The sequence below is a fragment of the Flavobacterium sp. TSSA_36 genome (assembly GCF_051547165.1).
Lineage (GTDB): Bacteria > Bacteroidota > Bacteroidia > Flavobacteriales > Flavobacteriaceae > Flavobacterium.
On record NZ_JBPTTP010000006.1, the window covers coordinates 79,275 to 93,081 of the forward strand.

Sequence of the window (13,807 nt, forward strand, 5' to 3'; positions counted from 1 at the left end):
AGTTTTTTCACATGTGTATTTTTACAGAAAAAACACATGAAACAATTTTATGTACTTGCCTTTCTTTTATTTACCTTTTCTTGCTTGTCGCAAATAAGAGGAACGGTAACTGACGAAAAAGGAACACCGTTGCCTTTTGTTTCCGTAATTGTTCAAAATTCCTATTCAGGAACGACTACCAACGAAAAAGGAAAATACGAACTTCAACTCAAAAAAGAAGGGGATTACATACTCCTTTTTCAATTTCTTGGTTTCAAAACCATCAAAAAAAATATCCACTACGAAAAAAAATCAATTCTACTTGACATCCAATTGTTTGAAGAAAACTACAACCTCAACGAAGTAGTCATCAATCCAAAAAACAATCCTGCTAATGCCATCATCAAAAGTGCCATAGCCGCACGAAAAGAAAACGCTGAAAAAACGGCACGATTCACCGCTGATTTTTACTCCCGTGGATTATTTAAAATCAAAAATTTACCCAAAAAGATTTTAGGGATGAAAATCGAAATGCCAGATCAAATGACTGCAGGATTGGATTCAACCGGTAGCGGCATTTTGTACTTATCAGAAACCGTTTCAAAACTCACCTTCGAAAAACCCAATAACTACAAAGAAAAAATAATTGCTTCCAAAATTTCAGGAAACGATAAAGGCTTTAGTTACAATACTGCTCGCTCTTCATTTTACGATTTTTATGACAATACAGTCGATTTTGATGTAAAAATGATTTCGCCCATAGCTAGCAATGCTTTTCAATATTACAGATACAAACTCGAAAGCACTTTTTTTGACGAAAACAACCATCAAATCAACAAAATTAAAGTGATTCCAAAACGCGACAAAGAGCCCGTTTTCGAAGGTTATCTCTATATCGTTGAAGACAGTTGGGCGATTTATGCCGTTGATTTAGACATCAAAGGCTATCGTATGCGTAATGAATTCACCGAAGTGATGACCTTAAAACAAAATTTCAATTATAATTCAAAAACCAAAATTTGGAGCAAAAATGCCCAAAGTTTAGCGTTTACCGCTGGTGCTTTCGGAATCGTGTTTTCTGGAAAATTCAATTATGTGTACAGCAATTATGAATTCTTAAACACTTTCGATAAAAAAACCTTCAGCAACGAAATTGTTAGTTTTGAAAGTAATGCGAATAAAAAAGAAGCAACTTTCTGGGAAAACACAAGACCTATTCCACTCACCGAAGAAGAAAGCAAAGATTACATCAAAAAAGACAGCATTCAAACCATACGTTCGTCCAAAACCTATTTGGATTCAATAGACAAAAAACATAATAAATTCAAAATAACAGCCCCAATAATGGGTTATAATTACAAAAACACTTTCAAAAAATGGTCATTCGATTATGCGGGTCTACTAGATATTAGCTCCCTAAGTTTCAATACTGTGCAAGGATTCAACCTGAATTCCGGCTTTACCTATAAAAAATGGGATGAGGATTCAGGTAAAAGTACCGCCATCGCCACTACATTCAATTATGGTTTTTCAGACGAGCGTCTTCGCGTAGTCGGAAACTTTAGCCATCGATTCAATAATCAAAATTATGCCACAATTTGGGTTGCTGGAGGAACGGCTGTTAAACAATTCAACGAAAACAATCCAATTTCTCCTTTGATCAATTCGATAAGCACACTCTTCTTCAAAAACAATTTTATGAAATTGTACAACAAAGAGTTTTTCAATGTTACCTATTCTCAAAATATAGCCAACGGTATCAACTTTACCGGAAAACTAGAATACAGCCAACGCAAACCTTTATTTAATTCTACTAACTATACCTTTATCAAAAATGATGACCTTTATTCTTCAAACAATCCTTTGGATCCTAATGATTATTCAACTGCTGGTTTCACAACTCATCAGTTACTAAAAGCCAATTTGAACTGGCGTATTAACTTTGGCAACCAATACATTTCGCGCCCTGACGGAAAATTCAACCTCCGAAACGACAAGTATCCAACCGTGCTTTTAGGCTACGAAAAAGCCTTTGCCGCTAGTCAAAAAAATAACGAGTACGATTTAATTAGCACACGAGTTCTGTACGATATTTCGCTGGAAAACAAGGGCAAATTAGGAATAAATCTAAAAGCTGGAAAGTTCTTTAATGCAAAAAACATTGCCTTCATGGACTACAAACATTTCAACGGCAACCAAACCCACATTGGGCAATCAGAACGCTATTTGAATGTATTCAACCTTTTACCTTATTATAGCCAAAGCACAAACGATGCCTATTTTGAATTCCATTCTGAGTACAACGACAATGGGTTTTTCATGAACAAAATCCCTGGGCTCAACCTTTTAAAAAGCAATTTAATGCTCGGTTTTCACAACTTAGCCGTTCCAAATCGCAAACCTTATCAGGAACTAAGTATAGGTTTGGACAATTTAGGCTTCGGAAAATTCAAACAATTGCGAATAGATTATGTGCGTTCCTACCAAAATGGCTTCCAAGGAGATGGAGTTATTTTCGGTTTAAAATTCTTGAATATTTTAGAATAATTAGGAGCAGAAAAAAGGGGCTTTCTGGCCAGCAAAGTCCCGTCATCCGCTATATCTTTTTTTAATAACCCAAACAAAACCCTTCTAGAATTCAAAACTCCAGAAGGGTTATTAAAAAAAGGATGCCGCTACTACCGGGGCTAAAAGGAAGCATCTTACCTTTTTGCTTTCGTAGTGACTTAAAATTAATTCGGTTCTACATGAATCAACACATGTCCTAAAGAAGGATTTTTTGCTCGAAGGGTATCTTTTAAATCATGTGCAATATCATGTCCTTCTCTCACTGTAATGGTACCTTCTACCCTTGCGTGCAAATCCACATGATACTGCATTCCTGCTTTTCTAATAAAACATTTCTCAGTATCTAGCACTCCTGGAACCGTTAAGGAAACGACTCTAATTTCCTCCACCAATTCATCATATAGATGTTCATCCATGATCTCGCTCAAAGCCGGTCTAAATATTTTATAGCTATTGAATAAAATAAAACCAGAAGCAAAAAGAGCTGCCCAATCATCGGCAGATTCATAACCTTTACCAAAATAAAGCGCAATAGAAATCCCCAGAAATGCCGCTACCGAAGTAATAGCATCGCTTCTATGATGCCAAGCATCGGCTTCCAAAGAAGAACTATTGGTTTCTTTACTTCTTTTCATCACTAGTTGAAACGAATATTCTTTCCAAATAATAATGGCTCCCAAAATATAAAGTGTCCATGATTTAGGTAATTCATGAGGAGTACCTATATTCTGAATACTCTCATACGCAATAATCGTTGCCGAAGTAATCAAAAAACCGACCACTAGAAACGTAATCAAAGGTTCTGCACGACCATGACCGTATGGATGATTGTCATCCGCAGGCTTACTTGAATATTTGATTCCAAAAAGTACCAAAAAGGACGCGAAAATATCAGTAGTAGATTCAATCGCATCGGCAATTAACGCATACGAATTACCAAAAAAACCAGCCAATCCTTTTACTATTGCCATACATGTATTGCCAATAATACTGAAATAAGTTGCTTTTATAGCTGTTTGTTCGTTAGTCATAAATTAGTCCTTAGTACTTAGTGATTAGTCCTTAGCATTTAGTCCTTAGCAATTAGTCAATTTGGCTAATTACTAAGGACTAAAACTAATTATTAATTTTAAGCGAATTGTTGATTTAGTAAAAACTACTATTTTATTTGATTAAGATTTAGCAACTAGTCCATTGAGCTATTCACTATTGACTAATTACTAAGTACTCAAAAAAATTAAGCTCTTACAATATTGGCTCCGATAGCTCTAAGGCGCTCATCAATGCGCTCATAGCCTCTATCAATTTGTTCAATATTTTGAATAGTGCTTGTTCCCTTGGCAGAAAGTGCAGCAATCAATAACGAAATACCCGCACGAATATCTGGTGAAGACATAGTAGTAGCTTTCAATTGCGATTTGAAATCATGACCAATAACTACCGCTCTATGGGGATCACACAAAATGATTTTTGCTCCCATATCAATTAACTTATCTACGAAAAATAAACGGCTTTCGAACATTTTTTGATGTATCAATACATCCCCTTTTGCTTGAGTCGCTACAACCAAAACAATACTCAATAAATCTGGAGTAAAACCAGGCCAAGGCGCATCAGCAATGGTTAAAATAGATCCATCAATATCTGTTTTTACCTCATACCCATTTACGTGTGCTGGAATAAAAATATCATCTCCTTTTTTCTCTAGTGTAATCCCTAGTTTACGGAATACATTTGGAATAACGCCAAGATTTTCCCAACTTACATTTTTTATAGTAATCTCAGATTTAGTCATTGCTGCTAATCCTATCCAAGAACCAATCTCAATCATATCTGGAAGTATGCGGTGTTCACAACCTCCTAAAGCCTCAACGCCTTCAATAGTCAACAAATTAGACCCAACACCAGAAATTTTAGCACCCATGGAGTTCAGCATTTTGCATAATTGTTGCAAATAAGGCTCACAAGCAGCGTTGTAAACTGTAGTTGTACCTTTAGCCAAAACGGCAGCCATTACGATATTGGCAGTTCCGGTAACCGAAGCTTCATCTAATAACATGTTCGCTCCAGTTAACCCTTCTGGCGCCTCAACTCCATAAAAATGGTCTTCTCTATTGTATCTAAACTTAGCACCTAAATTGATAAATCCTTCAAAATGGGTATCCAATCTTCTTCTTCCAATTTTATCTCCCCCTGGTTTAGGAATATAGCCTTTCCCAAAACGAGCTAATAATGGACCAACAATCATAATCGAACCACGCAAAGAACCACCTTCTTTCTTAAAGGCTTCAGTCTCTAAATAGCCCATATTTACTTCATCGGCCTGAAAAGTAATCGAACTATTGCCGTTTTTTTGAATTTTAACTCCTAGATTGCCCAACAAAGTGATTAACTTGTTGATGTCAATAATATCTGGAATATTATTGATTGTTACTTTTTCTGGAGTAAGTAATACGGCACATAAAATTTGTAACGCTTCATTTTTTGCTCCTTGTGGGGTGATTTCTCCTTTTAATTGAATTCCACCTTCGATTTTGAAAATTCCCATTTGTTATACCAATTTATATTAATCAATAATTACCCAAATATAATTACTGCGGTTTTCTATTTTGATTTTTGTGCATCGGAGTTTTGCCCGACTTGTTCTTATTGTTTTGATTCTTCTGTTGATTAGAAGGTGTGATTTTATTTGACATCCTTTTATTGGTTCGAAGTAAATCTGTAGTCCCTAAAAGCTCTTCTTTACTTTGCAATAAATTCAATTTTCCTCCTGAAAGTTCGTATAAATGCTCAAAAATAACATCGTCTTTTACGGTATCTTTATTCCAACTCAAATACGATTTCTTCATGTGATTGGCAATTACTTTGACCAAAGCACTTTTCATTTCTCCTTCCTCCCATTTATTGGCAACATCAATCATGTACTTAATGTTATTCCCATAATAACGGTACTTAGGATAGTTTTGCGGATATTGCAGGACCTCAGGCTTCAATTGTAAAACTTCGCGAGAAGGTATCGGATATGGAGAATCTACCAACAAACGAAAATCAGACATGATAAACAATTGATCCCATAACTTATGCTGAAAATCAGGCACGTCCCGCAAATGAGGATTTAAGCTCCCCATTACTTGAATGATGTATCTTGCGGCTTTATTACGCTCTTCATCACTTTCTATAACAGTAGCCTGCTCGATCAACTTTTGCAAATGACGACCATACTCAGGAATGATTAAATGTATTCTTTCAGAATTGTATTCTAAATGATACACGACATCATTAGCATTTTCTTTTTTATATTTTTCGATCATATTTATAGGGAAACAATACCTTCAATTGTAGATAATTCTTGATATTTTTCGATAATTTCTTGTGAATTCTTCATGGTCACATCCACAGAAACGCTTGTAAATTTACCCGTCTTCGATTTGGTGGTTTTAATAACTGCTCCCATACAATTAAAGGCTTCTTCAACTTTTTCTACGTTACCATTAACAGAAGGAACGATAAATTTAAACAAATATTCGGCTGGCCAAGTATTGCTTTTATCCAATTCAACTTGCAATCTTTCATAAAAGGCTGCAGTATCTTTTTCTTTGTCTTTATCCATTGCTAAATTAAAATAAAGGCAAATATACGTTTTTGAATGCAGATTCAAGAATTTACTTCTGGGATTTCGTTTTTTAAGAAAGATTTTAAAGCAAAATTAAGAGGATTCTGAAAAAATCATCCCGAAGCAGTAAGCTAACACTTGAGATAATTTCGCCACAAAAAAGAAAAAAATGAGAAAAAAAACCAATCTAACACCAAACTAAGGCGAAAAAGTTTTAGAAACCAATAAGTTTAGGTAAATTTGCATTTTTATTTTCAAAACGTGCAGAAAGAAATCATCGTAATAATTGGTGGCCCTGGAACTGGGAAATCAACCCTCATCAATCAGCTCACTTCTTTGGGACATTGTTGTTATCCCGAAATATCCAGACAAGTAACCGCTGAAGCTCAAAAATCAGGCATAGAACAATTGTTTTTAGAAGACCCTTTATTGTTTAGTCAAAAATTATTAGAGGGTAGAATTCAACAATTTAATGACGCCGAGAAAGAAGAGCATCCATTTATTTTTATAGATCGCGGAATTCCTGATGTGGTGGCATACTTGGATTACATTGGCGATCCCTATCCTTCTCATTTTGAAGAAGCTTGCAGCACCTATCATTATTCTAAAATTTTCATGCTCCCCCCTTGGAAGGAAATTTACCAAAGTGATAAGGAACGATACGAAAATTTTGAACAAGCACAACAAATTCATCTTCATCTAAAAGAAACCTATCAAAAATATGGTTATGCTATAATTGAGGTCCCTAAAGAAACCGTTGACAATAGAATTCTATTTATCTTAGATCACATTTCAGAAAAATAATTTCCCTAATTCAACTGATTTCTATTTGTGAACCCGAAACTATAATCCATGCAAGAAGCCTTATCTATTTTAAGTAAGTACTGGAAACACGATAGTTTTCGTTCGCTTCAAAAAGAAATCATTGCATCCGTTTTAAATGGAAAGGATACTTTAGCTATTCTCCCCACCGGTGGAGGTAAGTCGATATGCTTTCAAGTACCGGCACTAATGAAGGAAGGCATCTGTCTTGTAATTTCGCCACTTGTCGCTTTAATGAAAGACCAAGTAGCAAATCTTCAACTCCGAGGTATAAAAGCCATAGCGTTAACAGGAGGTATCGGATCTAACGAAATGATTGACTTATTAGACAATTGTCAGTTTGGTAACTATAAATTTTTGTACCTATCCCCTGAACGATTACAATCGGAATGGATTTTAGATCGCGTAAAAAACTTACCTATTAACTTAATTGCTATTGATGAAGCACACTGCGTCTCTCAATGGGGACACGATTTTAGACCTGCTTATTTAAAACTAAGTTTACTAAAAAATCATTTTCCAAAAATCCCTTTCTTAGCCTTAACCGCAACTGCTACCCCTAAAGTTAAAGAAGAAATCATAAGAGATCTTGCCATGGATTCCCCTGTCATTTTTCAAAAATCATTCGCTAGAAAAAATCTGGCCTATATGACGTTTGAAACTGAAGACAAATTATTTCGAATTCAACAAATTCTAACCAAAAACCCTGAGCCTTCCATCATCTATGTAAGAAACAGAAAATCGTGTTTAACTATTGCGTCACAACTCAATGCTCTAGGATTTAAAGCTACATTTTATCACGGTGGCTTATCCTATAAAGAGAAAGAAAAAAACATGCAATGCTGGATGAATGAACAAGCACAAGTTATGATCGCTACCAATGCCTTTGGTATGGGAATTGACAAAGCCAATGTAAAAACAGTCATTCATATTCAATTACCAGAAAATCTGGAGAATTACTACCAAGAAGCGGGAAGAGCAGGAAGAAATGGTGATAAATCATTCGCTATTTTACTACACACACCCTCGGATACCCTTCAAGCAACATCACAATTTATTCATAATTTACCAGATCGCGAATTTGTCAAAACCATTTTTGTAAAACTTTGTAATTACTTCCAAATTGCGTACGGAGAAGGCATAGACGAACGATTTAGTTTTAATTTAAATCATTTTTGCACTAAATACAATTTTTCAGTTTTAAAATCCTATAACGCTATTCAGTTTTTAGATCAGCAAGGAATATTGACTTTATCGCAAGAATTTTCAGAAAACATTACCTTACAATTTCTAATTCCTTCAAAAGAAGTTATTCGATACATAAGTCTTAACCCAAATGACGAAGAAATCATACTTACTATACTTAGAACGTATCCCGGAATATACGACATGCAAACAGCTTTTAACCTTCCTTTAATTGCAAAAAAAACAAAAGAAAAAGAAGAAAAAATTCACTTGGTTTTAAACAAACTGACCGAAAAAGGCATCTTAGAATATCACTCCAAAAATAATGACAGCACACTAATTTTCAATGAAGTTCGAGAAGATCAGCTAACTATCAATCGCATTATTAAACATTTAGACCCACAAAACCAAGTTAAAAAAGACCACTTAAACAGTGTTTTAAACTATATCAACAACCAAAAGCAATGCAAAAACGAATTGCTTTTAGCTTATTTTGGGGAAATAACACATCAAAATTGTGGTACGTGCTCCTATTGCATTTCCCTCTCAAAACCCATAAAACCTGAGACACCACTGACTGAAACCATCCTAACACTCTTACAAAATAACGCTTTAAATTCTAGAGAAATTGAAACTATAACTCGTAAAAAATCTGAAGCCATTATCTTTGCACTGCAAGAATTATTGGAACAAAATAAAATCAGCATACAAACTAACAATAAATACACCTTAGCATAAAATGGAAAAGTTACGAATCGTTTTCATGGGCACACCTGAATTTGCCGTAGGAATCCTAGACACCTTATTAAAAAATAACTACACCATAGTTGGGGTCATCACGGCCGCAGACAAACCTGCCGGCCGCGGACAAAAAGTAAAATATTCTGCAGTAAAAGAATATGCATTAAAAAACAACTTAAAAACACTCCAGCCAACCAATTTAAAAGATGAAAATTTCATTGAAGAACTAAGAAAGCTAAACGCAAATCTTCAAATTGTAGTTGCTTTCAGAATGCTACCAAAAGTAGTCTGGGAAATGCCTGAACTAGGCACTTTTAATTTACACGCTTCGCTATTACCAAATTATCGCGGCGCAGCACCTATCAATTGGGCCATCATCAATGGAGAAACCCAAACAGGAGTAACCACTTTTTTTATTGATGATAAAATTGATACGGGCGCTATGATTTTGAGTAATAGCACCGTTATTGAAAAAGACGAAAATGCTGGAGAATTACACGATCGACTAATGCACCTTGGCAGCAAAACAGTGCTCGATACACTCCAACTTATCGAAGCAGATAATGTTAAAACAACCCTACAAGAAGATGACAACGAAACAAAAACTGCCTTTAAATTAAACAAAGAAAACTGCAAAATAGACTGGAATCAACCGCTCGAAAAAATACATAATTTAATAAGAGGCCTAAGTCCATATCCAGCTGCATGGTGCTACTTTCAAGACCTTGAAAAAGAATACACTGTAAAAATTTACGAATCAAAAATCGAATATGCTGAACATTCTAATCCTATTGGAAGCATTGTTTGTTCTAAAAAAGAGATCAGAGTCGCCGCCCAAAATGGCTATCTATTGCTTTTGAATCTACAATTACCCGGAAAAAAAAGAATGAAAGCTTCAGAAATCCTAAATGGGTTGATTTTTTCAGAAAACGCAAAAGCTTTATAAAGTCAATAAAATAAGGCTATCACAAGGCTTTTATGGCTTTATGAAGGACTTTTATGAACAAAAAAAGTAAGTTATTAACAAATACAGCTAAAAAACACAAAATCTCTTGCGAAGTACCTAAATCCTACTAAATTTGTTCTGATAACATTTTTAACCAACAATTAATAACTATTTATTATGAACAAATCAGAATTAATCGACGCTATTGCTGCTGATGCAGGTATTACTAAAGCAGCTGCAAAATTAGCATTGGAATCATTTTTAGGAAATGTGGGTGAAACTTTGAAAAAAGGCGGAAAAGTATCTTTAGTAGGTTTTGGATCTTGGTCAGTTTCTTCAAGAGCTGCTAGAGATGGAAGAAATCCACAAACTGGAAAAACTATTCAAATTGCAGCTAAAAATGTTGTGAAATTTAAAGCTGGTGCCGAATTAGAAGGAGCTGTTAACTAATCCTTTCTAACAAAAATACAATCAAAACCTTCCCTATGGGAGGTTTTTTTTTGCTTTTTAACGATTATTTTTGGCTATACTTTTATTTTTTTGTTAAATTTAAAGAAAAAAACAAAGATGATTACAGAGAAATTAAAAAAAGGCCATTTGCTCATCGCAGAACCTTCCTTAATCGGAGATCTATCATTTAATAGATCTGTAATACTTTTAGCTGATCATAATCACGAAGGCTCCATCGGATTTATTATTAACAAACCTCTGAAATACACCATCAATGACTTGATACCTGATATTGACGCCCGCTTTAAAATTTACAATGGAGGTCCGGTCGAACAAGACAATTTGTACTTTATTCATAATATCCCACAATTAATCCCAAACAGTGTTGAAATTTCAAACGGGATTTATTGGGGAGGTGACTTTGAATCTGCGAAAGAGTTAATCAATTCAGGACTTATCAGCAAAAACAACATTCGTTTCTTCTTAGGATATACGGGTTGGGAAGAAAAACAACTAGAAAACGAAATGGAAAGTCATTCATGGATAGTGGCACAAAATCCCTACGAGAACAAGATAATTGGAAAATCATCTACCCATTTTTGGAAAGAACAATTAATGGAACTAGGAGGCGATTATTTAATTTGGTCAAACGCCCCCGAAAACCCTTATTTGAACTAATTACTGAAGTTTATTATTAAGCAAGGTAAGTAACAACTGTGAAGTCTCAGTAACAAAAGTCTTTTTTCTATAATTAGTTATGGGCTGTATTCCCTTGATTACATTTGTAATAAATAATTCATCTGCTTTTTGAAGATCAAAAGGAGAGATAGTACCTTCCACAACATCTAACGCAGTCTCCTTTTTAACCAATTCTAAAATTTGCTTTCGCATAATCCCATTCAAACAACCTTCTGAAATCGGAGGAGTAGTTAAAGTGTTTCCTACTCTCATAAACAAATTTCCCTGAAGCGCCTCCACCACATTTTTGCTGTCATTTAGAAGAATACAATTATCTAAATCATTTTCTTTTGCAAAAATACTACCCGTTACATGAATCATCTTGTTCGTAGTCTTTAGAGTAGAAAGTAATTGCTTAGTCACATAGAAATCTTTGTATAAATCCACCTCATACGCTTTCTCTACAATAGTATAAAGCACATTATCTAACTCAGATGCTTGAACCAAATAAGAAACGGTTGTGTCTGTTGGCAAATAATACCCTCCAGAATTTCTAAAAACAGTAATACGAACGCGAGCAGCAGGAGTATACTTAAGATTTTTAACTAAAAAAAGGATTTGTTCTTCTAAAAATTCCAATGTAAAATGCATCGGTATTTCCATTCGAACGATTCTCATGGCCGACATTAGCCTAAAATAATGATCTTCAAAAAACAATATTTTTCCATCCACTACTTTTAGGGTTTCAAAAACACCATCACCATAAAGAAAACCCCTGTTTTGCACTAATACATTTGAATCTGATTCCTGTACCTCACCATTAAAAATAATCATAAAAAAAGCCCTAAAATTAATTCAGGGCAAATATAATCAAATATAGTCTTAATTAAAGACTTTTACTAAACTGAACCTATGAGATGTTTTAAATCTGAAATTTGATTTCCCCACAACTGGGAAGCTTCTTCTATCTCGTTTTTTTCAGCGAAATCAATCACTAACAACGACACATCTTTAGTCAACTCGTCCTCAAGAATGTGTAATTCAAAAAAATACTCTGTATCTTTATTTTTATCATCCACCCATTTAAATTTCACCTTCTCTCCAGATTTTTTGGAAGCTAACCTCGCCTTTTCTTGCGTATCATCCCAAATAAACGTGAAGAATTCTCCTCTTGAATTGACATCATCAGCAAACCATTCCGCTAATCCTGAAGGGGTTGAAATATATTGATACAACAATTGTGGAGAAGAGTTTATAGGGAATTCAATTTCATATCTTACTTTTTGAATCATGGCTACATTTTTTTTGGAAATATAAGAATTTAATGCTTAATGAAAAGAATTTTTAAAAAAATATTTTTTTTTTGCTTCTAGCTTGTCAACTCTAAAATTATTTATATATTTGCACCCGCATTCAGGAATTACTTTAAAATCCCGAACACGGCGAGATAGCTCAGTTGGTTAGAGCGCAGGATTCATAACCCTGAGGTCCCGAGTTCAAATCTCGGTCTCGCTACTAGGTTGAAAAATTGAAAAATGTAGATTTTATGCGGCTTTAGAGTGATTTAAAGCCGCTTTTTTTATGTCTAAAATTATCGCCCTTTTAACAAATGAACTCGCTAGCGCACACGTTTTGAGTTTAAAAAAGAAATATTCTACACCCAATATTTACGATGCCAATGGAGATTTATCCAAAAGATGGTACGTATATTATTCCTTCAGAAATCCTGAAACTGACAAGCTAGAAAGACAAACTCATATCTATGCTGGCGTTAATAAATTCAAAACTCTCAGAGAACGTAAGAATGCCATTAAGATCTTAGCTCAAGCCGTTGAGAATATTTTGGAAAGTGGATACAATCCTTACGAGGATGAAGAAATCGTTTCTACTAGTGAAGAAAAGAAATATACAATTGAAAATGCTGTTACTTTTTCTTTGGAATTAAAGAAGAACACTTTAAAAGATAACAGCTTTAGAGATTACAGGGTAAGAATAAAATCATTTGAAAAATGGCTTTTTGCTAATGGATTTGAAAACCGCACCATCAATTCTGTAGATAAAAAAACAATTATTACGTTTTTAAATAGTGTTTTATCCGCCACTAGTGCTAAAAACCGCAACAATACCCGAGCCATTTTATCGATGTTTTTTCAGTCTTTGGAGGATAACGACATTATTCCAGACAATTTTGTCAAAAAAATCAATGTATTAAAATCCAATCCTGAGCGAAACAAAACCTATAGCAGTACACAAGAAGTAGATATTTTCAATTATCTGAAAAGTAACGATGAATTGATGTTGCTATTCATTCAATTCATTTCTTATAATCATTTACGCCCTGTTGAAGTGGTACGCTTACAAATTAAGGACGTAAACGTAAAAGATAGACGACTTTATGTGAGAGCCAAAAACAAAGCCGTAAAAGTGAAAATCATTCCCGAGATATTACTTTCTACATTGCCTAATTTGGATAAATTCAATCCCGAGAGTTATTTATTCACTCCCAGTGGAATTGGGCAAGACTGGGCAACGAATGAGACCGACAAAAGAGACTATTTCAGTAAACGTTTCAAAAAAGTAAAAGATAGTTTAGGCTTAGGTAAGGATTATGGTCTTTACAGTTTCCGACATACTTTTATTACCAAACTGTACCATGAGTTTGTAAAAAATAGTACACCATTTGAGGCTAAAAGTAAATTGATGCTGATTACTGGTCACGAAACTATGGTTGCTTTGGATAAATATTTACGTGATATTGATGCGGTACTTCCTGAGGATTATTCGCAACACATTAATAAAGCAGAATAATTCTTTAAATAAACAGA

At 34.4% G+C, this 13,807-nt stretch carries 13 protein-coding genes and 1 tRNA gene; 8 read left to right on the forward strand and 6 right to left on the reverse strand.

Features of this window, described 5'->3' with window-relative positions; all coding sequences use genetic code 11:
* Positions 1-36: 36 nt before the first annotated feature.
* On the forward strand, positions 37-2,526 hold the full coding sequence (locus ACSVH7_RS12095; RefSeq protein ID WP_438066954.1) for a DUF5686 and carboxypeptidase regulatory-like domain-containing protein: 2,490 nt from the start codon (positions 37-39) through the stop codon (positions 2,524-2,526).
* 185 nt (positions 2,527-2,711) lie between these two features.
* Here ACSVH7_RS12095 and ACSVH7_RS12100 read toward each other — a convergent pair whose 3' ends face one another.
* The 4 genes from ACSVH7_RS12100 to ACSVH7_RS12115 form a co-directional block, all read right to left on the reverse strand.
* On the reverse strand, positions 2,712-3,578 hold the full coding sequence (locus tag ACSVH7_RS12100) for a cation diffusion facilitator family transporter (RefSeq protein WP_438066955.1): 867 nt from the start codon (positions 3,576-3,578) through the stop codon (positions 2,712-2,714).
* 206 nt (positions 3,579-3,784) lie between these two features.
* Entirely contained in the window at positions 3,785-5,095 is a 1,311-nt protein-coding gene (murA, locus tag ACSVH7_RS12105; protein WP_438066956.1) for a UDP-N-acetylglucosamine 1-carboxyvinyltransferase, read from the reverse strand.
* A 43-nt stretch (positions 5,096-5,138) separates the two neighbouring features.
* A complete protein-coding gene (locus tag ACSVH7_RS12110) occupies positions 5,139-5,858 on the reverse strand; it encodes a DUF4290 domain-containing protein (RefSeq protein ID WP_438066957.1) in 720 nt (239 codons plus the stop codon).
* Positions 5,859-5,860: 2 nt separating this feature from the next.
* The gene (locus ACSVH7_RS12115) at positions 5,861-6,157 is read right to left on the reverse strand and encodes a DUF493 family protein (RefSeq protein WP_438066958.1); all 297 of its coding nucleotides are present in this window, start codon (positions 6,155-6,157) and stop codon (positions 5,861-5,863) included.
* 264 nt (positions 6,158-6,421) lie between these two features.
* On the opposite strand from ACSVH7_RS12115, the gene ACSVH7_RS12120 reads away from it, so the two are divergent.
* The 5 genes from ACSVH7_RS12120 (at position 6,422) to ACSVH7_RS12140 (ending at position 10,982) form a co-directional block, all read left to right on the forward strand.
* The gene (locus ACSVH7_RS12120; RefSeq protein WP_438066959.1) at positions 6,422-6,964 is read left to right on the forward strand and encodes an AAA family ATPase; all 543 of its coding nucleotides are present in this window, start codon (positions 6,422-6,424) and stop codon (positions 6,962-6,964) included.
* Between the two features lie 48 nt (positions 6,965-7,012).
* Positions 7,013-8,905, forward strand: coding sequence for a RecQ family ATP-dependent DNA helicase (locus ACSVH7_RS12125; RefSeq protein WP_438066960.1), 1,893 nt, complete (start codon positions 7,013-7,015; stop codon positions 8,903-8,905).
* Between the two features lies 1 nt (position 8,906).
* Positions 8,907-9,854, forward strand: a complete 948-nt coding sequence (fmt, locus tag ACSVH7_RS12130) for a methionyl-tRNA formyltransferase (RefSeq protein ID WP_438066961.1) — start codon at positions 8,907-8,909, stop codon at positions 9,852-9,854.
* A 177-nt stretch (positions 9,855-10,031) separates the two neighbouring features.
* Positions 10,032-10,304 carry an HU family DNA-binding protein gene (locus tag ACSVH7_RS12135; protein WP_438066962.1) on the forward strand — a complete coding sequence of 91 codons (273 nt, stop codon included), beginning with the start codon at positions 10,032-10,034 and terminating at the stop codon, positions 10,302-10,304.
* Between the two features lie 117 nt (positions 10,305-10,421).
* Positions 10,422-10,982, forward strand: a complete 561-nt coding sequence (locus ACSVH7_RS12140) for a YqgE/AlgH family protein (protein WP_438066963.1) — start codon at positions 10,422-10,424, stop codon at positions 10,980-10,982.
* On the opposite strand, the gene ACSVH7_RS12145 is transcribed toward ACSVH7_RS12140, so the two are convergent.
* Both ACSVH7_RS12145 and ACSVH7_RS12150 read right to left on the reverse strand, forming a co-directional pair.
* Positions 10,983-11,816: an aminotransferase class IV gene (locus tag ACSVH7_RS12145; protein WP_438066964.1), complete on the reverse strand. Its 834-nt coding sequence runs from the start codon at positions 11,814-11,816 to the stop codon at positions 10,983-10,985.
* 65 nt (positions 11,817-11,881) lie between these two features.
* A complete protein-coding gene (locus tag ACSVH7_RS12150; protein ID WP_438066965.1) occupies positions 11,882-12,274 on the reverse strand; it encodes an START-like domain-containing protein in 393 nt (130 codons plus the stop codon).
* Between the two features lie 149 nt (positions 12,275-12,423).
* Here ACSVH7_RS12150 and ACSVH7_RS12155 point away from each other — a divergent pair.
* Together ACSVH7_RS12155 and ACSVH7_RS12160 are read left to right on the forward strand one after the other, a co-directional pair.
* A tRNA-Met gene (locus tag ACSVH7_RS12155) sits at positions 12,424-12,497 on the forward strand.
* Positions 12,498-12,563: 66 nt separating this feature from the next.
* A complete protein-coding gene (locus ACSVH7_RS12160) occupies positions 12,564-13,790 on the forward strand; it encodes a tyrosine-type recombinase/integrase (RefSeq protein WP_438066966.1) in 1,227 nt (408 codons plus the stop codon).
* Positions 13,791-13,807: the final 17 nt, after the last annotated feature.